Genomic DNA, 20,219 nt, shown 5'->3' with positions numbered 1-20,219 from the left:
AAGGGTTAAAAAACGGGAGCTGTCGCTTTGCGGCTAATCATTTTAAATTATATAAATTGAAATTTATACCGTATATTTGCAGTTAACAATTTCGCGGATAGAGAATGGACAATTACATCGTTTCGGCACGAAAATACCGGCCCTCCACCTTTCGTTCGGTGATAGGCCAAGAGGCGCTTACCACAACATTAAAGAATGCGATCGCAAACAACAAACTGGCACATGCTTATTTGTTCAGCGGGCCGCGCGGTGTGGGTAAAACCACCTGCGCACGCATCTTCGCCAAAACCATCAACTGCCTGAACCCGACACCCGAACACGAAGCATGCAATCAATGCGAATCGTGCGTGGCGTTTAACGAACAACGCTCGTACAATATCCACGAGCTCGACGCCGCTTCGAACAATTCGGTCGATGATATCCGCACACTCATCGATCAGGTCCGGATTCCTCCCCAAATCGGTAAATATAAAGTGTATATCGTCGATGAGGTGCACATGCTCTCCACGGCCGCCTTCAACTCGTTTTTAAAAACGCTCGAAGAACCTCCTGCCCATGCCATCTTCATCCTCGCCACCACCGAGAAGCATAAGATCATTCCGACGATTCTGTCACGCTGCCAGGTGTACGATTTCAACCGCATCAGCATCACGGACATTGTCGAGCATTTGCAATATGTCGCCAAACAAGAGGGGGTAGAAGCAGAGCCCGAAGCGCTGAATATCATCGCCCAAAAGGCCGACGGCGGTATGCGCGATGCATTGTCTATCTTCGACCAAACGGTTAGCTTCACGCAAGGGCACATCACCTACAAAGCCGTCATCGAAAACCTGAATGTGCTGGATTACGAATATTATTTTCGGCTTACAGACGCCATTCTCGCCGGCAGCGTGGTCGATTGCCTGCTTATATTGAACGATATCCTCAACAGCGGATTCGAAGGACAGTATATCATCAGCGGCATCGCTTCGCATTTCCGAGATGTTTTGGTCTGCAAAGACTCCATCACGGCGCAACTGTTTCAAGTCGGGGCTTCCATACGGCAACGCTACATCGATACGGCCAAAAAATGCAGCGTCGGGTTCCTTTACAAGGCCATCGAAATTGCCAACGACTGCGACCTGAGTTATCGCTTCAGCAAAAACAAACGCTTGCTGGTGGAACTGACGCTTATCCGCTTGTGCCAATTATCGGAAAGGAAGGGAACCCAAACCCCGTTACATCCTGAAGACAAAAAAAAAGAGCTGAAACCGATCTCCCTACCGGATAAGAAAGAATCTTCCGCGTCTTACACGCCACCCATTCCGGAAATGAGCCGGCAGCCAGCCGTTTCTGCTTCGAAACCGGTTGCACAAGCATCGCCCCAACCCAAAGAAGAGCCGGTAAAGGCGGCGGAAGACAAGAGCGTTCCGCCCGAAGCCGCAACGCCTCTCAAAAAGAGAACAGTCTCGCTCTCGGGCATGGGCATATCCATTTCGTCGATGGGCGAAAAAAAAGAGCCGGAAAAACGGCAAGCGTTCTCCAATACGAAACAGAACGGGTCCGATTTATTTTCGGAAAAAGAATTAATTCGCAACTGGAAAGAGTTTGCCGATAACTTGCACGAAGAAAAGCTATTGCAAAATACGATGTCGCTATACATTCCCAAAATGCTAAGCGACACGTTATTTCAAGTCGAAGTAAATACCGAAATCAATAAGCAATACTTGGAAGACAACAGCTTGGATATCCTGACGTTTTTGCGTGAAAAACTGCATAACGACGACATCACCATGACCATTAAGATTTCGGACCAAAATGTGATCAAAAAGCCGATGACCTCCCATGAAATCTTCGATGAGATGGTGCAAAAAAACCCTTCGTTGCAAAAACTATCGGACGAATTCGGACTGGAACTGAGTTAGAGCGCTGCTTTCACCGTCAAGACTATTTCCCGAGGGCGAATGCTTCTTTGCGTCGAATACACCGACAAGGGATTATAGGAGGTATAGGTATAATTACGATGATTCAACACATTCTTCCATTGTAATTGTATCGTTATCCTGTCCATCTTATAAGAAGCCGAAATATCCATAAAAAGAAGATTGACCGCATTGTCACGAGTGATTTCATTGCGAACATATTCACCCGCAACAGACGCATCGAACCGGCGTTGCATATAGTAGAATGAAACCTTGTGGTTCATATTCCACAAACCGTTTAATGCTCGATGATTAAACGACGATAAATTTCGCTGCAATTCGCCGTTGTTGTCGATTTCGGTATGATGGGAGGGCGATAGGCTGAAAGCCGGCTTCAACAGGAGTGTATGAAAAGAATAGGGCAATAACTCGCTCTCGCGAATTTGCGCAGACCGATTGTATCCGTACGATGCCTCGAGCGATACCTTGGTGTTTATATCGAAGAAGCCTTTCGAGACAATCGTATTTATCGCGTAAGCCGACTCGACATGCGGCGTATAACGGCGCGTCCACCGGAAGACATTGTCCTCGACGCTTTGTTCGAAGGTGTGGTTTACCCTGCTATGCGACGCAAGCCAATCGATCGTCACAAAAAACTCCTGCAACGTATTTTTATACTCCGTGCGCAACGTATAAAGCTGTTTGACAGTAGTGGGTATGCCGGTTTCATTTTTGACGACGGTACGGTAATCGGTAAAATACGAGTGCCGGTAAAATGCCGTTATATCGTTTAATTCTTTCCTATACTGTGCCGATAGACGGGCGTTCCACGCATAATTTATTTTATAATCCGTCTTGAAATGAATTGCCCGAAGGAACAACGGTTCCCGATTGTCCGGAAACAAAACAGTCTGTAAAGGAATCGACAGATTGAATTTAAGAGAGCGAAGCAAATACTCGTACGCGGGAGTCGCCCACAAACGATGATGGGTCTTCAAGTTATTAAAATCGATGGAAACTCCTGCCGTATAATGCTGGGCTATTTTTGTTTGCCGGATGATCCAACCCGATTCGGCATGCGCATAAAAGCCTTGCAACGGCAAAGGTTGTTCGCGCCGGTTGAAATCCAAACGTTCGCGCCGCCGCCAGTACCCGACAAGGGATTTCAACTGAAACACGTTTCCGCCGGCCGACGTGCGGGTAATACTGAAATTATCCAGTAAGGCAATCGCTTTATCGCTCTGTCGCTGCGCAACCTTATAGCTACCCGAAATGCCGGTATTCACAAGATTGTTTTCGAAATGAAAATCCAGTTTATTCCGCAAATAATGCGTCGAAGCATTGTCTTCATAATCGGCCGATAAATGTAATTGCCCGCTTTTCAAACGGCTATTTTTATTTTCTTCAATTGTCAGCGTATCCTCCGGATTAAAATAAGTCGTAACGGAATTGGTTTGCTGCATAATGTCATCTTGCGTGTAAAAGACATTCACCTTTAACCGCGAATCTCCGCCCAATCGATACAAACGGTTGCCCGTAGCGACGGCGGCATCATTAAAAAGCCACCGTCTTTCCTTCAACGGTGCGGTAATGGTCCTCGACGGCAACAAACGATAATCCGGCAGTGCAAGCATATCGTCTATCCCTTTGTCGGCCTCCCGGGTAATGCCGTTTCCGGTATCGGACAACTTTAATGCATAAAGGGATTGGCTTTTGCGGGCAATCTGCAAGGCATTGGCTTCGGCTTCATATAAAAAATCATCCGCTGAAAAGCCGGCCGCAACGTTGGGATTGAAATTCCATTTATCTTTGAAGCTGTCTTTGAGTTTGATATTGATATCGGCTACATCGCTCGGGACCTTTCCTTCCAACGATTTAATGCGTTGATGATTATCCAATACTTCCACTTCTTTGACCGACTGTGAGGAAAGATTGCGGCTCACGCTTTTGTAACGGCCGTCCATCAAATCCAATCCTTCCACATACATCGTCCCGATGGCTTTGCCCTTGTATTGAATGTCTCCGTTGTCGGAGACCTGAATGCCGGGCAGGCGCTTCATTAAATCTTCGACCGTTTTATCGTTTTCACGCAGGAACCGGGAGGCATCATACCGTATCGTGTCGCTCCGCCCCCATATTCGGCCGGGACGAATGGTGACTTCCTTCAGCCGGATAGGTGAAGATACCATCTGAACAGAAAACACCCTCCGGTTACCGATCCTCTCCGAGAAAGGCGCATAACCCATTAACGAAACCGAAAGGGTAAGCGTATCCGGTGAAATGTTCAACGGGACGGAGAACTCTCCTTTTTCATTACTGAAAGAAAAAGCGATCGTTTGCCCCCCTTTCAATACAAGCGCAGCAGCAGCAGCGTCGAGCGGTTCACCGGTTTCGGCATCCCTTACGGTGCCGGAAAGCGTGTGCTGGGCATTCCCCCGAAAACAACAGGAAAATGCCCCCACGCATAAAAAGCAGAGTATTTGTTTAACCATTAATTCAATTCTATCGGATTATAGGGATTGCTCAATTTTTTGATATCATTCCCCATTTCATCCTTTACGGTAACCGCTACGTTCGGTGCATTTACTTTTATATATCCCTGCGGATCGGCGTTAAAACGCTCATGCTGCTTGTTCAATTCCTTACGGGAAACCTTTCTACGGGAGGTTTCCGAAATTTCAATCAGGGAAGAAGCGCGGTTTTGCTCGATGCCGGTACACTCGAAGCGGTAATGCTTGTGCGTATCTTCCGCTTTCAGAATTAATCCCGGCAATCCGTGCAGTTTCCATGGCCCGTCGCTACGTGGAATGTCAAGCGTAAACCACACTTCGTAGTCGCGCCCGTAAAGGCCGCCCGTCGCTTTGCGGCACGAATAACCGCAGACAGTCATCGTATCGGAATGAATTGTCCATTCTATTTTCGGCATCGGTTCTTCGACCACGAAATTATCCGTAGCAACACGGTCGAGCAATGTCAATCGCCCACGGGGATAATTTTTATAAATACGGTGTGAAATCGCACCGAAACCATATTGCCGCAGATGGTCGTTAATGGTTTGTTGCGACGCCTTCGCCCGAATATCCGCACGGAGTACGGAATCGGCTATAAAGGACGTATAACTGTAATATTCCGATACATTCCTCCCTATCCGTAGCATCATCGTCTCTTGAGTGAGGTTATCAGGATTCTTCGTATCTTCCACGAAGGAAACAGCGTACTGTATCGAAAAAACAAGCGAATCAAGCGGTTGCAATTTAGCTCCGTACGAACTGAAATCGGCAATCGTGATACGCTGCCCGAACACGGTCAGGCCAATCGAAAACAAGGCGGTAAAAAACAAAATTCTTTTCATAAAGCATCTTTTTTCGGACAAATATACGCTCTCACCGATGGCCGGCAACGAATTTCATATTACTGAAATATTACTCCGGCAAAATTTGTCCGGAAAAACCCCTCCGGTCTTTGTGTGAACGCGTATCTTTGTTCCGAAATCAATAGAATCGGTATGAAATCGGGGAAAATAAAATTAATTTGGTCGTTAAGTATCACGGCAGCATTGTTCGTGATACTTTTACAAGGATATTGGTTATACAATCAATACCGGTTTGCGCTCGAAAAATCGGCAGATGAAGTAAGCGCTCAAACGTTATCGGCTTGGGACGACTATAAGGCATGGCGAAAAGCAAAACTAAAAACTCAACGCGAAAATTTGAAGGCCTATAATACGAATTTGAATCAAGAGACATATACCCTCTATCTTTCCGATTTAAAGAAATCGACCACCGATTGGACTATTTCCATCAATACCGTCAAGAATCCGGAGAAACCCGCGATACAACATTCGCGGGACAGCATTGATGACCCGCAAAAAAAGACCGAATACCTCCTGAAGGAAATCAATAAAAATCTACTTCTGACGGATACAATAACGACACTACAAAAAGATTCCACAACGAAATGGAAGGAAAAACTATTCGAAACAGACTCCACGCTCTCGACCGTTTTCCGTTTCAAAACCGCGGAAAATCAGAATCTGGTTTACGATGCCGTGGATGTATTTCTTGCCGATATGAATTCACCGTTTAAAATAAGCGATATGGATAGCTTAATACAACAAAAAACAGGCAATACGGGAACCCGCATTGACACGTTATCGCTGTCCGGCGATTCGGTCTTATGGCTACCGAAAACGATTAAAAATCTGTCGGTGATAAGCCCTTCGGTTACCGTGGTGATTCCTTACAATATCCTGAAAAGAAAGATTGCAAACGTAAACGTTCCGCTGGTTCCCGCCCGGATAATCAAAACCATGGCGATTCAAATCATTGTAAGCATGATTTTCCTTATCGTACTGATCGTCTGCTTATCGCTTCAGATACAAACTATTTCGCGGCAACAGCGCATCGGCAAATTACGGCAGAATTTTGTCAATACGACGATTCATGAATTGAAACGTCCGATACAGACTTTGAAAACCATTGTTTCCTATCTTCAACATTCTGTGTCGGGAGAATCGGAAATGCTGAATAATGCCCGTATCGAAACCGATAACCTGACCTCTTATCTGCAAAAACTCCGCGACGTAAACCAGGCGGAAACGATGAAGGAGAGTTTACTCTTTTCGTTTTTCGACTTCCCGGCGCTCTTGAATGATTGCGTAGAAAATATACGAAGAAACACGGAAAAACCTCTCCGCATCGAAAGGCCTATTTCCCATGCGCCCCTTTTCATAACCGCTGATAAAACGGTAATGAGTAATATCATTATCAATCTGTTGGAAAATGCCGTAAAGTATTCGGGCGACGAAGCGACGATTCGCTTCCGTGCCGAAAATCGGGACAATCATTTATTTTTCAGTATATCGGACAATGGAATCGGAATTGCACCCTCGGAGCAAAGCCATGTTTTCGACCCGTTTTTCCGCTCGAAGAATGCATACGTAACATCCCTTCCCGGAATGGGATTGGGATTGAGCTATGTAAAAATGGCCGTAGAAGCTCACGGGGGAACTATCGAAATACAATCGAAGCCCAATAACGGCACAACCGTCACCGTAAAAATACCGCAGCAATGAAACCTTCCGTAAAAATTCTTTTTGCCGACGATGACTTCAAATATTCGCGCTTACTAAAAGAGTTCCTCGTGCGAAACGGTTACGATGTGACGTATGCAGGCAACGGACGCATCGCATTAGATCTTTTCGATAAAGTAAATCCCAATGTCGTTCTGCTGGATGTAAATATGCCGGAAGCGAACGGCTTTGAAGTGGCTGAAGCGATTCGCAAGAAAAACGCCAAAGTTCTTATTTTTTTCCTAACCGACCGTAGCGACAAAACCGACCGGTTAAAAGGCTTCCAACTAAAAGGGAATGATTACCTCGCCAAACCCTTTTATCCGGAGGAGTTACTGGCGCGGATAGAAGAGCGGTTGGGACATGCTTCCGAAACGGTACAACGGATTTACAAAGTGGGCAATACGTCGTTCCATTACACCACCAACGAACTCATCACCGGAAATACCAAGACCATCATTACCTCCCGTCAGGCCGATATCTTGCGCCTTCTGATAGAAAGTATCAACGAAACGGTAAGCCGAGACTTGCTGCTAAACACGGTTTGGGGCGCCGACAATTATACCAATTCGCTCGCATTGAATGTGCAAATAACCTATTTGCGACGCGCGCTGCAACTCGATAAAACTCTGAGAATTATTTCGGTCGTGAAAAAAGGATACATGCTCTGTGAAAAGTTATGAGCGCCACTTTCCTCCCACTTAATCCTCCCCTATCTGATGCAAGTATTCCTCGAGAGGAATGCCGCTGAATGTATCGGGATTATCTTTATTGAGCCAAATCAAGCGGAAAACCGTTTCGGCGGCTTTTTTTACCGCATCTTGCAAGGCAAATCCCTGTAGTTTATAACTGACCAGAAACGAAAGGAAAATATCGCCCGTACCCGGAACGCTGCAAGGGAGGTAGTCGAACGGAACCGTAAAGTACGCGTCGCTTTCGCGGTCATATCCGCTTACGCTATGAGCGCCCGTAACGTCATCCACAACGCTCGTAATCACCACCGAACGCTCTTTACGGCCTCTCAACCGGTCGATGATTTCGCGTAATCCTCCGGCATCGATGGTTCGCGCGCCCACGAAACGGCCGGTAAGAAAAGTAGCCTCGGTGAAATTCGGGACGATGAGGTCGGCCGCTTCAATCATCGACCGCATATAATCGACCGTATCCACCGCGATTCCATTATAGAGCTTACCGTCGTCGGCCATAATCGGATCGGCCACAACATACAACTTGGGATTGAGCGCGCGTTGCTCCCGGATATATTCACAAATGATTTTCACCTGCTTGCTCGAAACCACAAACCCCGTACAGATACAATCATGTCTGAAATTCAATTTCCGCCACACCTTCAACGTGTTTTCCATATAGGAAAACGTGTCCAACATGGCATAATCGCCATAATTGAACGTATTCGAAACCAATGCCGTGGGCAGGTTGTACGTCGTAAATCCCAAATGAGAGAAAATGGGAAACATGGCCGACAAAGCGACTTTGCCATATCCCGGCAAATCACTGACCAATAGAATTTTCTTTTTATTCATAATCGTTTCTGATACCGTCGTGTAATAGCGGTGGAAAATAGTTTGCACAAAAGTACGAAATAAACGAAAAAAACCAAGTGAATCGGCTTAAATGGATGCCTTCCCGGACGGCGGATGACGGGTTGGAACACGCATAGTAGCCGGTGCGCTCATCATAGTATCCGTTCAAACCACAATATTATTCGTTTTGGCTATTGGAGTATCTGTTTAGAGAATAGTTGTAGCCGCTCAAGGCAGGGAAGGAGCCGGAGGGTATATCTTAGCAACCGGTATAGCCATTTTTATAGCCGTAGAAGCCGGTATATTCACCGTTTTAGCTGTTTTATCATCCGTAATGCCCTTATATGCCGGCGTAAATCAAAAATAAACGGTATATTTGTGCATCGAACAACCTGTAAAATGTTTTGCAATATGCTTTATTATAATTTAAAACCCATCATGAAGCTGCGGGGAATCAGCCACCCATATTCTTTCCTGGTAAATGCAGGTTTCAGCCCGAAAATAGCCCAGAAGATTTCCGGCGGGACGATGCGCAGCCTCCGGATGAGCCATGTGGAACGCCTTTGCCTCGCGCTGATGTGCGAACCGAATGACTTGCTCGCATGGAAACCCAATCCGGAGGGTGTTTACCCTGAAAATCTGCCGCTCTATAACTTGCAGCCGGCGGAAGATGAAACAATGAACCTCCATAACACGCTGCTGAAGATGCCGTATGACGAACTGAAAGCGCTTACACAGAAAATAAAAGAATTGAAAGAGGAAGAATGAAGGTATTTTGGATGATTGCATGCGCCGTTTCGCTTTTCTATTCGTGTAAGCGCCCCACACAAACGCAGGAGCCGCCCCATACGCTGATGGGGACGGATTCGGTAGCCGTATCCGGCGCGTTCAAGACCGATACGATTATCGACAGCCGGTATACGTTTGACGAGGCGGTCGCCGGTACCAAAGCTCCGGAATCGATTATCCATCAGCTTATCCTGTTGGATGTCCTATACCTTTCGACCGACGGGAAACTTCATAAGGGGCAGATCCTGACGAATGGAAAATTGCGGGACGATATCGCTTATCTGTTCGATTTCATGCTGAAAGAAGGCTTCGTAATCGAGAAAGCTGTGCCGGTTGTCCGATATGGCTGGAACGATAGTTTATCGATGGATGATAACAACACTTACAGTTTCTGTTACCGGAATGTATCCTATTCGAAACATGCCACGGGGATGGCTATCGACATCAATCCGCGCTTTAATCCGTTGCGGTGGAAGCTAAAGGATCTTCCCAACCGGCCGAAAGGGGCTGTGCACGATACGACCGTCAACGGCACGCTGTATGAGGGACATCGGGTGGTAGAAGCATTCCGGAAGAGAGGGTTCCGCTGGGGACATACCTTTTCGAAATATTACGACGACCACCATTTCGAAAAACGATAGCGCCGGGGCGCCGGTCTGCGGTCACCGGTCTACAGTCTTTAGACTTCATTCGTCATTCGTAATTCGTAATTTGTAATTCGTAATTTGTAATTTGTAATTGTCTAATGTCCCCCCGTCTCAAATTCCCCCGCCCCATCTCCCTCGGTCGAGATTGCGATAGTTGATGGCCTCGGCCAAATGATGAGGCAAAATACGATTGCTGCTTTCGAGATCGGCAATCGTGCGCGCGACTTTCAGGATACGGTCATAGGCCCGCGCCGAAAGGCTTAGTTTTTCCATGGCGGTCTTAAGCAGCATAAGGCCGGCCTTGTCGGGCGCGGCATATTTGCGCAACATTTTGGACGTCATTTGCGCATTGCAATAAATGCCTTCCACATCTTTAAAACGCAGCGCCTGTATGTCGCGGGCTTTCACCACGCGCTTGCGGATGTCGCAACTCTTCTCGCCGGGTGCGGGGTCGGACAATTTTTCGAAGGAAACGGGGACACTTTCAACCTGAATATCGATGCGGTCGAGCAACGGACCGGAGATCTTGTTCCAATATTTTTGTATCGCTCCGGGCGCGCAAATACATTCTTTATCGGGATGATTGTAGTATCCGCAGGGACACGGATTCATCGCCGCCACCAACATGAAGCTGGCAGGATAATCGACGGTGAATTTTGTTCTCGAAATGGTTATTTTACGATCCTCCAACGGTTGCCGCAAGACTTCCAGTACATTCCTGCTGAACTCGGGAAGTTCGTCGAGAAAGAGCACGCCGTTATGCGCCAGGCTTATTTCTCCGGGCTGCGGATAAGCGCCGCCTCCTACCATTGCCACATCGCTGATGGTATGGTGAGGCGACCGGAAAGGGCGGTGGGTAATCAACGAAGTCTCGCCTTCGATCTTCCCGGCAACGCTATGTATTTTGGTTGTTTCCAATGCTTCTTCGAGATTTAACGGCGGCAAAATAGACGGCAGCCGCTTGGCCATCATGGATTTTCCCGATCCGGGAGGCCCGACCATCAGGATATTATGTCCTCCGGCGGCAGCAACCTCCAGGGCGCGCTTGACGGTCTCCTGTCCTTTTACATCGGAGAAATCGAACTCGAAATTCGTTTGGTCTTTGAAAAACTCCCCATAGATATCGACCTTGGTCGGCTCAGGGCGATACTTATCCGTAAAGAAGCGCACCACATCCCCTATCTTTCCGATTCCGTAGATATCCACCCCGTCGATAACCGCGGCTTCACGCGCATTTTCAACGGGAAGAATGAGCCCTTTGAATCCGTTTTCTTTCGCCATCACGGCCATCGAGAGGGCTCCTTTCACCGGAAGAATGCTCCCGTCAAGGGATAGTTCCCCCATCAATATATAATGAGATAGATTGGCGAAAGGCAACGACGACCCCGAAGCCGCCAGTATTCCTATCGCAAGCGGAAGATCGTAAGCCGACCCTTCTTTCCGAATATCGGCCGGCGACATATTAATGACTATTTGTTGGTGCGGAACGGTAAACCCGCTCACTTGTAATGCCGAAATAATACGCTCATGGCCTTCTTTTACAGAAGCATCGGGCAATCCAACCAACGAAAACCGGATACCTCTCGAACAATTTACTTCTATGGTTATGAGTTTTGCATGTATTCCCTGTACCGCTGCACCAAATACTTTGACCAGCATAACACATTATAAATTAATCTATTCTACAGCCTCAGTTACGGTGGGGTTGTTGATTGTATTTTCTACACGTTGCGCCGCAATACCTCGATCCAAAATCTTACCCGAAGGCGAAATCAAAATATTATACGGAACAGACTGTATATTGTATGAATTGACGATCTCGGATGCCCAACTGTTTTTCTCCGGCACAATCGTCCACGGAATGGAATCATTTTCCAGATACGAAACAGGATACCTATCCGAATCGATATAGATGGAAACAAAGGCCACACTGTCTTTATTCAACTCTTGATAGGCGTTTTTAAGAATGCTGGACGTTTCACGCGACTCCAACCCTGAGGCCGAAACAAACGAAAGAAGCAGATATTTTCCCGAAAATTGATGCGAATAAACCTTTTTATCCTCTTTATCCGTCAATTGGAAATAGGGCAGGGAACTGCCTTCTGCCGATTGTTTCAGTTTTTCGGAATACGATTTCAGATTCATCGCCATGAGCGAAGACGAAATGTCTCCATCTACATAGCTCAGCACCCGCTCGAGGGCTTTCGAATTTTCGCTGTTGGTAAAAAAATCATTGATCAGGATCAAGCTCGATAATTTGGAAGGATGCTCCTTGACAAAATCTTCGGCCCGTTGCCTTAATTCATGATTCAACGAATTGATTTGACCCATTTTTTCGATTTCGGTGAGGACGCCTTTGTTCGAATCGGAATGATTTTTCCGTTCTTCCTGAAAATTGATCAGCAATTGTCCCCGCTGCGTAAGGACATCTTCATTTTGGGTTTTAAAAAGGGTAAGGTCATCGTTAATTTCGCTTCCGGAAACACGTATCAAATCCGGGAACCGGGCGTCTCCTTTTATCGATAATTTGTCGGCTTTATTGCCAAATACCACCGTTGCATTATTGAATTCGTTGAAATAAAGAGTGAAAACCGTCAAGGTGTCGATTTCTTTGCGGTATTTGAATTTACCCTTTTCTTTCACTTCAATCGTGTCCAAAACGAGCGTATCGGACGAGACATAGGAAGCAAGAATATAAGGATATTCCAAATTCGATATCTCGCCCTTTATCACCATCGCGTTATCTTTTTTACAAGAAATAATGACAATGGATAGCAAGCAGATAATGAAAGCTATATATATTTTTTTCATATAAAAATCAACTTAGGTGTAGAGAACGAATTTCTCTGCGATGATAAATAGATCATGTTTCTTTCCTTTTAGAAAGGCGAATCACATGAAAGTAAGCAAAGGTATAAATATTTTTTAATTCTTCAACTATTTTTACATTTATTCGTTCTTTGATATTTTTTAACGGATAGGGAGTGTTTAGAAAGTGTACGCAAACAAATAGGACACTATTGATCTTTTTACTACTTTTGCAACGTATTCACAAACAACATCTACATAAGATATGTTCCATAAACGCGTATTGGTAACGGGTGGGGCGGGTTTCATCGGTTCCCATCTTTGTAAACGCCTTCTGAATGAAGGGTGTGAGGTAGTGTGTCTCGACAATTATTTTACGGGAAACAAAACGAATATACTGCCGTTGATGAATAATCCGTTGTTCGAAGCGGTAAGGCACGATATCATCTATCCTTACAATGCCGAAGTCGATGAAATCTATAATTTTGCCTGCCCCGCATCGCCGGTCCATTATCAATATAATCCCATTCAAACCGTAAAAGTATCGGTTATGGGGGCTATCAATGTACTGGAATCGGCCAAACTGACGGGGGCGAAAGTGTTACAAGCTTCGACCAGCGAGGTATACGGCGACCCGCATGTGCATCCGCAACCCGAAAGTTATTGGGGAAATGTCAATCCCATCGGCCTGCGTTCGTGTTACGATGAAGGCAAACGGTGTGCGGAAACGCTTTTTATGGATTATCACCGTCAAAGCGATGTCGCAATCAAAATCATCCGTATTTTCAATACCTACGGGCCGAATATGCATCCCAACGACGGAAGAGTCGTGTCGAACTTTATCGTGCAGGCTCTCCGGGGAGAAGATATTACCGTTTATGGATCGGGCGAACAAACGCGTAGTTTTCAATATGTAGACGATTTAGTGGAAGGGATCGTTAAAATGATGGCGTCACGTTCTTCTTTTATCGGACCGGTGAATTTGGGCAATCCGGTCGAATTCACCATATTGGAATTGGCCGAAAAAGTATTGTCGCTGACTTCCTCGAAGTCTCGTATCCGCTTCAAACCGTTACCTTCCGACGACCCTACCCAACGGAAACCGTGTGTGGACTTAGCTAAAAAGGAACTCGATTGGGAGCCGAAAGTGTCTTTGGAAGACGGACTGAAGGAAACTATTGCTTATTTCAAAAACCTGCTCAATCTTTAATCCGCCTTATGCCTTATTTTTCAATTATCGTTCCGGTGTATAACCGCCCGTTGGAAGTGGAAGAACTGTTGGAAAGTTTATCGCTTCAGACCTGCAAAGACTTCGAATTGGTATTGGTTGAAGACGGTTCATCGACTCCCTGCCGTGACATTGCGGAGAAATTTGCCGGGAAAGTCGATATTTCCTATTATTTCAAAGAAAATTCGGGACGAAGCGACACCCGCAACTATGGAATGGAAAGGGCTTCCGGAAAATACTTTGTGTTTTTTGATTCCGACTGTGTCATTCCTCCCGACTATTTTCAGATCGTCAAACAAGAACTGGACAAAAACTATACGGACTGCTACGGAGGCCCCGACAAAGCCGATACGTCGTTTTCCGACCTTCAAAAAGCCATCAGCTTTTCCATGACTTCTTTTTTAACGACCGGCGGAATACGCGGAGGAAAAAAAGGATTGGAAAAATTTACACCGCGAACATTCAATATGGGTTTTTCGGCGGAAGTGTATCATCGGGTAGGGGGGTTTAAAGATATGTTCGGCGAAGACATCGACTTGAGTTTAAGAATACGCGATGCCGGTTTTACCACACGCCTTATTCCGGAAGCTTTTGTCTACCATAAAAGACGGGTGAATCTTCGTTCGTTTCGCCGGCAAGTATTTGTTTTCGGAATGGCAAGAATCGAACTTTTCCTGCTCCATCCCGATTCCCTGAAACTCGTTCATACCCTGCCGGCGCTTTTTACCGCCGGCAGTATATTGCTTCTTATTCTCTCTTTTTGGAATGCTTGGGCGTTAGCTCCCCTGATTATTTATTTTCTCTTGATTTTTCTCTTTTCCTTGGGACAGTATAAAAAACTGCCTATCGCTTTCTTGTCGATTATTACTTCCGCAATACAACTGTATAGCTACGGATGGGGCTTTATAAAAGCATTCTTCCGTAAAGTGATTTATAAACAAAGGAATACGCAAGAAAAAGATTTGGACAAGTATTATAAAAAGAAATAATAGAACTTTTATTCCTTCGATCCGTAAGCCAAATCTCCGGCATCTCCTAAACCGGGAACGATGTAGGCCTCTTCATTCAATTCCGGATCGATGGCCGCCGCCCAAATCGTCGTTTTATCTTCCGGAAAATGATTTTTACAATATTCAATCGCTTGTTTGCTGGCAATAATGGTGGCTATATGGATGGTTTTAGGAGTTCCTTTTGTAAGTAATGCTTTATAAGTCAATTCCATACTTCCTCCGGTAGCTAACATCGGATCGGTAATGATAAGTGTCTTATCCGTAATAATAGGGGAGGCGATATATTCGATGTGGATATTGAATGACTGATGATTTTCTTTATATTTTCGATAAGCCGATACAAAGGCGCTTTCAGCACCATCAAAATAATTCAACATTCCATGATGAAAAGGTAATCCTGCCCGCAAAATAGTACCGATAACAATCTGTTCATTGGGAACCGACACTGTCGTTTTGCTTAAAGGAGTTTGCACATCAACCGATGCATAAGAAAGAACTTTACTTATTTCGTATGCCAATATTTCGCCTATTCTTTCGATATTTCTACGAAAACGGAGCCGGTCATTTTGAATGGTGACATCACGAATCTCACGTACATAAGAATTAAGGAGGGAGTTATTTTCCGAAAAATCAATTATTTCCATTTATTTTTTATATATAAAATATTACTTATTATTTTCCGGAAAACAAAGATAATAGTTTTGATTTTGTTAGATAAACATTTCCAACTGTTTTTTGTTATAAAATGCAAGAACAACAGAAAATTCATTGATTAAAGAAATTTTTCTTTAATTCTTTTCGTATCTCCGAAATTATATATATTTTTGTATCGCGTTTTAGGTCTTGTAAAGAGTTTTATAACACTATATATCACACTTATTTTAATAGTAAAAAAAATGGCAAAATTAGATTTAAGCAAGTATGGAATTGTGGATGCAAAGGAAATCATTCACAACCCATCTTATGAACTGTTGTTCAAAGAAGAAACCAAACCCGAATTGAAAGGGTATGAAAAAGGTCAGGTTTCCGAATTAGGTGCCGTAAATGTAATGACCGGCATCTATACCGGCCGTTCACCCAAAGACAAATTCTTCATTAAAGACGACGTATCGAAAGATACTATTTGGTGGACTTCTGATGAATATAAAAACGACAACAAGCCTCTTCCTCAATCGACTTGGGTAGAGTTGAAGAAAATCGCTACAAAGGAATTGTCGGGCAAAAGATTGTTCGTAGTAGATACTTTCTGCGGTGCAAATGAAAACACCCGTTTGAAAATCCGTTTCATTATGGAAGTAGCCTGGCAGGCTCATTTCGTTAAAAACATGTTCATCCGTCCTACGGAAGAAGAATTGGCCAACTACGGCGAACCGGATTTTGTGGTAATCAATGCTTCGAAAACCGATGCCGGTGAAAATTGGAAAGAACTCGGATTAAACTCAAAAACATTCACCGTATTCAATTTAACCGAAAAAATGCAACTTATCGGCGGTACTTGGTATGGTGGTGAAATGAAGAAAGGGATGTTCTCTTATATGAACTACCTGCTTCCCTTGCAAGGAATGGCTTCTATGCACTGTTCTGCCAATACCGATTTGAACGGTGAAAATACGGCTATTTTCTTCGGTCTTTCCGGAACAGGTAAAACCACATTGTCTACCGACCCAAAAAGATTATTGATTGGTGACGACGAACACGGATGGGATGATGACGGTGTATTCAACTACGAAGGTGGTTGCTATGCAAAAGTAATCAACTTGAGCAAAGAAAACGAACCCGATATTTACAACGCCATCAAACGCGATGCGTTATTGGAAAACGTAACGGTAGACGAAAACGGTAAAATCGATTTCAGCGACAAATCGGTAACGGAAAATACGCGTGTTTCATACCCGATTTATCATATTAAAAACATCGTTAAACCGAAATCAAAAGGTCCGGCTGCCAAAAAAGTTATTTTCTTGTCGGCAGACGCTTTCGGCGTTTTGCCTCCGGTTTCTATTCTTAATCCCGAACAAACTCAGTATTACTTCTTGTCTGGATTTACCGCTAAATTAGCCGGTACCGAAAGAGGTATCACCGAGCCTACTCCTACTTTTTCTGCCTGTTTTGGAGCTGCATTCCTTTCATTGCATCCTACAAAATATGCTGCGGAATTAGTAAAGAAAATGAAAAAATCAGGTGCGAAAGCATATTTGGTTAACACCGGTTGGAATGGAAGCGGAAAACGTATCTCTATTAAAGATACCAGAGGTATTATCGATGCAATCTTAGATGGTTCTATCGACAAAGCTCCTACCAAGAAGATCCCTTATTTCAGTTTTGAAGTACCTACCGAATTGCCGGGAGTACATTCTGAAATTCTTGATCCTCGCGATACATATGCCGACGCTTCACAATGGGATGTAAAAGCAAAAGATCTTGCAGAACGTTTCACCAAAAACTTCAGCAAATTTACAGGTAACGATCTTGGAAAAGCATTAGTAAAAGCCGGTCCAAAATTGTAATTCAGTAAATTTATTTCTATAATGGAAAGGATGATCTTCGGGTCATCCTTTTTTATTATGGGGAGCATCGATTTGAGTGAAACTCACGATTATCAATTTCTGGTTTCAAAATAAACCGGTATAAAAGAACACGGAAAATTACTTGTTGATAAATTGTGGAGCAAATGTAAATAATATTTCATAAATTGATTTTGAAAAATAAAAGATACATCATATAAAAGAAAACATGGATTATGACAAAAAAGTTACATTAAATTTGGAATCGTGTTATCACTTCTTTTCAACAGGTATCCTGTAACAATAATGAAATAAATTATTAACTTTGCAACTTATAAACAATATATGATAACGTTCATAGTTCTATATATATCAATTCATTATAAAAAATAGTATTGTTGATAAATAGATATAACTGGGTTATTAATTTTAATAACGAAAAAAGCAATTAAAAGCAGAAAAATTAATCCACAGTATCAACAGGCATATATCATTATTATATAAGAGATAAGATTTAATAAAAAGAATAATAATAATTGTGGATAAAACATCTTTACTGAAATCGATCGATCAATTACGGAAATCAAAAAATGCGATTATCCTAGCTCATTACTACCAAGAGCCGGAAATACAAGACATTGCCGATTTCGTGGGCGATAGTTTGGCCTTGGCTCAGTGGGCGACGAAAACCGATGCCGACATTATTGTTTTATGTGGTGTGCATTTTATGGGAGAAACCGCTAAGATACTTTCTCCGCAGAAACGGGTGTTCGTCCCCGATCTGGATGCCGGATGTTCTTTGGCGGATAGTTGTCCCGCCGATGAATTTGCGGATTTTATCGAAAATAATCCCGGGCATACGGTGGTTTCGTATGTAAATACCACAGCTGCTGTAAAAGCATTGACCGATGTGGTGGTGACTTCCACTAATGCGAAGCAAATTGTCGATTCGTTTCCACAGGACGAAAAGATGATTTTCGGGCCGGATAAAAATTTAGGAGATTATATCAATAAAATAACCGGAAGGGATATGTTATTATGGGATGGGGCTTGTCATGTACATGAGCAATTCTCATTGGAGAAAATTTTAGATTTGAAAAAAGAGTATCCTGATGCGCTTCTTTTAGCACATCCTGAATGTAAAAAATATATATTGGAAGTTGCTGACCATGTAGGTTCTACTTCCTCCCTGCTTAAGTTCACGAAACAGTCCGATAGCAAACAATTTATCGTAGCTACCGAATCGGGGATATTGCATCAGATGAAAAAGGAAAGCCCGGAGAAACAATTTATACCGGCTCCCCCGGAAGATCCTACATGTGCTTGCAATGATTGCTTTTATATGAAAATGAATACTCTCGAGAAATTGTATTTGTGCTTGAAAAACGAAACACCTGAAATTTTTGTCGATGAGAATATTCGATTAAAAGCAGTGAAGCCGATAGAACGCATGTTGGAAATATCAGCCAAATACGGGCTTTAAAATCAGTGTTTTTTTAAGGAATATATATTCTGAAGAGAATTTCACATGCTTTTTTCGTACCTTTGTATTCCTGTAAAAAATCAAAAGAATTATGGCACTTCAATGCGGAATAGTGGGTCTTCCAAACGTGGGTAAATCGACCCTTTTTAATTGTTTATCGAACGCGAAAGCGCAAGCGGCTAATTTTCCTTTTTGCACCATAGAGCCGAATGTGGGGGTAATTACCGTTCCTGATGAACGATTGAATAAATTAGCCGAACTCGTGCATCCGCAAAAAATAGTCCCTACGACGGTGGAAATTGTGGATATTGCCGGATTGGTCAAGGGGGCCAGTAAAGGCGAGGGGCTTGGAAATAAATTCCTTGCGAATATCCGCGAAACGGATGCTATCCTGCATGTATTCCGTTGTTTCGACGATGAGAACGTTACTCATGTCGACGGATCCGTAGATCCGGTGCGTGATAAGGAAATCATCGATGCCGAATTACAATTGAAGGACTTGGAAACCATCGAGGCCCGCATCAATAAAGTGGAAAAACAGGCCAAAACCGGAGGCGATAAAGATGCCAAGCGGGCTTTCGAGGTATATACGGTTATCAGGGAAGCTTTGTTGAGAGGAGAGTCGGCGCGTACAGTTGTTTTTGACCGCAAAGAAGACATAAAGATATCCAATGAACTTTTCCTTCTTACCTCGAAGCCGGTGTTATATGTATGTAACGTGGATGAAGAAAGTGCGGTCACCGGGAATCGATATGTAGAGGCCCTACGGGATTCGGTTAAGAACGAAAATGCCGAAATATTGGTTGTGGCGGCTAAAATAGAATCGGAGATAGCCGAATTCGATACTTACGAAGAACGTCAACTATTTCTTTCTGAAATAGGTTTGGAAGAATCGGGGGTGAATCGCTTGATTAAAGCGGCGTACCGGTTATTGAATTTGCAGACTTTCCTGACTGCCGGCGAGCAGGAAGTTCGCGCATGGACTTTTCACAAAGGATGGAAGGCTCCTCAATGTGCGGGTGTTATTCATACGGATTTCGAAAAAGGATTTATTCGGGCGGAAGTCATCAAATATGATGATTTTATAGCCTTGGGTTCGGAAGCGGCTTGCAAAGAAGCCGGCAAAATGAATGTCGAAGGTAAGGAATATATCGTACAGGATGGCGATATCATGCACTTCCGGTTTAATGTCTAATCGGACAAAAGATACGAAATTATCATATAGTTGATTTTTATG

General features: G+C 44.0%; 16 protein-coding genes. 10 read left to right on the top strand and 6 right to left on the bottom strand.

Annotated elements, in window-relative coordinates:
- Positions 1 to 104: 104 nt before the first annotated feature.
- Positions 105 to 1,904, top strand: a complete 1,800-nt coding sequence (locus tag ABNK31_RS16605; RefSeq protein WP_418893541.1) for a DNA polymerase III subunit gamma/tau — start codon at positions 105 to 107, stop codon at positions 1,902 to 1,904.
- Here ABNK31_RS16605 and ABNK31_RS16600 read toward each other — a convergent pair.
- Both ABNK31_RS16600 and ABNK31_RS16595 read right to left on the bottom strand, forming a co-directional pair.
- The gene (locus ABNK31_RS16600) at positions 1,901 to 4,393 is read right to left on the bottom strand and encodes a hypothetical protein (protein WP_418893540.1); all 2,493 of its coding nucleotides are present in this window, start codon (positions 4,391 to 4,393) and stop codon (positions 1,901 to 1,903) included. The two genes, ABNK31_RS16605 and ABNK31_RS16600, sit on opposite strands and share 4 nt — an antisense overlap.
- The gene (locus ABNK31_RS16595; RefSeq protein ID WP_418893539.1) at positions 4,393 to 5,253 is read right to left on the bottom strand and encodes a GLPGLI family protein; all 861 of its coding nucleotides are present in this window, start codon (positions 5,251 to 5,253) and stop codon (positions 4,393 to 4,395) included. The genes ABNK31_RS16600 and ABNK31_RS16595 overlap by 1 nt, the downstream gene beginning before the upstream one ends.
- 153 nt (positions 5,254 to 5,406) lie before the next feature.
- Between ABNK31_RS16595 and ABNK31_RS16590 the strand changes: the two genes are divergently transcribed.
- Together ABNK31_RS16590 and ABNK31_RS16585 are read left to right on the top strand one after the other, a co-directional pair.
- Positions 5,407 to 6,975 (top strand): sensor histidine kinase, encoded by a 1,569-nt coding sequence (locus ABNK31_RS16590; RefSeq protein ID WP_418893538.1) that lies wholly within the window; start codon positions 5,407 to 5,409, stop codon positions 6,973 to 6,975.
- The gene (locus ABNK31_RS16585; protein WP_418893537.1) at positions 6,972 to 7,655 is read left to right on the top strand and encodes a response regulator transcription factor; all 684 of its coding nucleotides are present in this window, start codon (positions 6,972 to 6,974) and stop codon (positions 7,653 to 7,655) included. Before ABNK31_RS16590 ends, ABNK31_RS16585 begins: the two co-directional genes overlap by 4 nt.
- Before the next feature lie 18 nt (positions 7,656 to 7,673).
- Here the strand turns inward: ABNK31_RS16585 and ABNK31_RS16580 are convergent, their stop codons facing one another.
- On the bottom strand, positions 7,674 to 8,513 hold the full coding sequence (locus tag ABNK31_RS16580; RefSeq protein ID WP_418893536.1) for a bifunctional hydroxymethylpyrimidine kinase/phosphomethylpyrimidine kinase: 840 nt from the start codon (positions 8,511 to 8,513) through the stop codon (positions 7,674 to 7,676).
- Between the two features lie 411 nt (positions 8,514 to 8,924).
- On the opposite strand from ABNK31_RS16580, the gene ABNK31_RS16575 reads away from it, so the two are divergent.
- Entirely contained in the window at positions 8,925 to 9,281 is a 357-nt protein-coding gene (locus ABNK31_RS16575; RefSeq protein ID WP_418893535.1) for a helix-turn-helix domain-containing protein, read from the top strand.
- A complete protein-coding gene (locus ABNK31_RS16570; RefSeq protein WP_418893534.1) occupies positions 9,278 to 9,943 on the top strand; it encodes a M15 family metallopeptidase in 666 nt (221 codons plus the stop codon). The genes ABNK31_RS16575 and ABNK31_RS16570 overlap by 4 nt, the downstream gene beginning before the upstream one ends.
- A gap of 117 nt (positions 9,944 to 10,060) precedes the next feature.
- On the opposite strand, the gene ABNK31_RS16565 is transcribed toward ABNK31_RS16570, so the two are convergent.
- Positions 10,061 to 11,608, bottom strand: coding sequence for a YifB family Mg chelatase-like AAA ATPase (locus tag ABNK31_RS16565; RefSeq protein ID WP_418893533.1), 1,548 nt, complete (start codon positions 11,606 to 11,608; stop codon positions 10,061 to 10,063).
- Positions 11,609 to 11,626: 18 nt separating this feature from the next.
- The gene (locus ABNK31_RS16560) at positions 11,627 to 12,760 is read right to left on the bottom strand and encodes a thioredoxin-like domain-containing protein (protein WP_321578900.1); all 1,134 of its coding nucleotides are present in this window, start codon (positions 12,758 to 12,760) and stop codon (positions 11,627 to 11,629) included.
- A gap of 262 nt (positions 12,761 to 13,022) precedes the next feature.
- On the opposite strand from ABNK31_RS16560, the gene ABNK31_RS16555 reads away from it, so the two are divergent.
- Positions 13,023 to 13,967, top strand: coding sequence for a UDP-glucuronic acid decarboxylase family protein (locus ABNK31_RS16555; protein ID WP_418893532.1), 945 nt, complete (start codon positions 13,023 to 13,025; stop codon positions 13,965 to 13,967).
- An 8-nt stretch (positions 13,968 to 13,975) separates the two neighbouring features.
- A complete protein-coding gene (locus ABNK31_RS16550; RefSeq protein ID WP_418893531.1) occupies positions 13,976 to 14,974 on the top strand; it encodes a glycosyltransferase in 999 nt (332 codons plus the stop codon).
- Positions 14,975 to 14,982: 8 nt separating this feature from the next.
- Here ABNK31_RS16550 and upp read toward each other — a convergent pair whose 3' ends face one another.
- The gene (gene upp / locus ABNK31_RS16545) at positions 14,983 to 15,639 is read right to left on the bottom strand and encodes a uracil phosphoribosyltransferase (protein ID WP_418893530.1); all 657 of its coding nucleotides are present in this window, start codon (positions 15,637 to 15,639) and stop codon (positions 14,983 to 14,985) included.
- A 252-nt stretch (positions 15,640 to 15,891) separates the two neighbouring features.
- Here upp and pckA point away from each other — a divergent pair, with 252 nt between their 5' ends.
- The 3 genes from pckA (at position 15,892) to ychF (ending at position 20,177) form a co-directional block, all read left to right on the top strand.
- The gene (pckA, locus tag ABNK31_RS16540; protein ID WP_418893529.1) at positions 15,892 to 17,502 is read left to right on the top strand and encodes a phosphoenolpyruvate carboxykinase (ATP); all 1,611 of its coding nucleotides are present in this window, start codon (positions 15,892 to 15,894) and stop codon (positions 17,500 to 17,502) included.
- Between the two features lie 514 nt (positions 17,503 to 18,016).
- Positions 18,017 to 18,982: a quinolinate synthase NadA gene (gene nadA, locus ABNK31_RS16535; protein WP_418895435.1), complete on the top strand. Its 966-nt coding sequence runs from the start codon at positions 18,017 to 18,019 to the stop codon at positions 18,980 to 18,982.
- A gap of 91 nt (positions 18,983 to 19,073) precedes the next feature.
- A complete protein-coding gene (gene ychF, locus ABNK31_RS16530; RefSeq protein ID WP_418893528.1) occupies positions 19,074 to 20,177 on the top strand; it encodes a redox-regulated ATPase YchF in 1,104 nt (367 codons plus the stop codon).
- Positions 20,178 to 20,219: the final 42 nt, after the last annotated feature.

Source organism: Limibacterium fermenti (assembly GCF_041902845.1).
In the GTDB taxonomy this organism is placed as follows: domain Bacteria; phylum Bacteroidota; class Bacteroidia; order Bacteroidales; family Dysgonomonadaceae; genus Limibacterium; species Limibacterium fermenti.
Note: the sequence above shows the minus strand (reverse complement) of the source record. Positions and strands in the feature narration are given on the sequence as shown.

What these genes read in the sequence shown, in the direction of transcription:
- ABNK31_RS16555 (WP_418893532.1), top strand. Translation starts at nt 13,023, where the DNA reads ATGTTCCATAAACGCGTATTGGTAACGGGTGGGGCGGGTTTCATCGGT.
- ABNK31_RS16600 (WP_418893540.1), bottom strand. Translation starts at nt 4,393, where the DNA reads ATGGTTAAACAAATACTCTGCTTTTTATGCGTGGGGGCATTTTCCTGT.
- ABNK31_RS16590 (WP_418893538.1), top strand. Translation starts at nt 5,407, where the DNA reads ATGAAATCGGGGAAAATAAAATTAATTTGGTCGTTAAGTATCACGGCA.
- ABNK31_RS16560 (WP_321578900.1), bottom strand. Translation starts at nt 12,760, where the DNA reads ATGAAAAAAATATATATAGCTTTCATTATCTGCTTGCTATCCATTGTC.
- ABNK31_RS16585 (WP_418893537.1), top strand. Translation starts at nt 6,972, where the DNA reads ATGAAACCTTCCGTAAAAATTCTTTTTGCCGACGATGACTTCAAATAT.
- upp (WP_418893530.1), bottom strand. Translation starts at nt 15,639, where the DNA reads ATGGAAATAATTGATTTTTCGGAAAATAACTCCCTCCTTAATTCTTAT.
- ychF (WP_418893528.1), top strand. Translation starts at nt 19,074, where the DNA reads ATGGCACTTCAATGCGGAATAGTGGGTCTTCCAAACGTGGGTAAATCG.
- ABNK31_RS16575 (WP_418893535.1), top strand. Translation starts at nt 8,925, where the DNA reads ATGCTTTATTATAATTTAAAACCCATCATGAAGCTGCGGGGAATCAGC.
- ABNK31_RS16595 (WP_418893539.1), bottom strand. Translation starts at nt 5,253, where the DNA reads ATGAAAAGAATTTTGTTTTTTACCGCCTTGTTTTCGATTGGCCTGACC.
- ABNK31_RS16565 (WP_418893533.1), bottom strand. Translation starts at nt 11,608, where the DNA reads ATGCTGGTCAAAGTATTTGGTGCAGCGGTACAGGGAATACATGCAAAA.
- ABNK31_RS16580 (WP_418893536.1), bottom strand. Translation starts at nt 8,513, where the DNA reads ATGAATAAAAAGAAAATTCTATTGGTCAGTGATTTGCCGGGATATGGC.
- ABNK31_RS16550 (WP_418893531.1), top strand. Translation starts at nt 13,976, where the DNA reads ATGCCTTATTTTTCAATTATCGTTCCGGTGTATAACCGCCCGTTGGAA.
- ABNK31_RS16570 (WP_418893534.1), top strand. Translation starts at nt 9,278, where the DNA reads ATGAAGGTATTTTGGATGATTGCATGCGCCGTTTCGCTTTTCTATTCG.
- pckA (WP_418893529.1), top strand. Translation starts at nt 15,892, where the DNA reads ATGGCAAAATTAGATTTAAGCAAGTATGGAATTGTGGATGCAAAGGAA.
- ABNK31_RS16605 (WP_418893541.1), top strand. Translation starts at nt 105, where the DNA reads ATGGACAATTACATCGTTTCGGCACGAAAATACCGGCCCTCCACCTTT.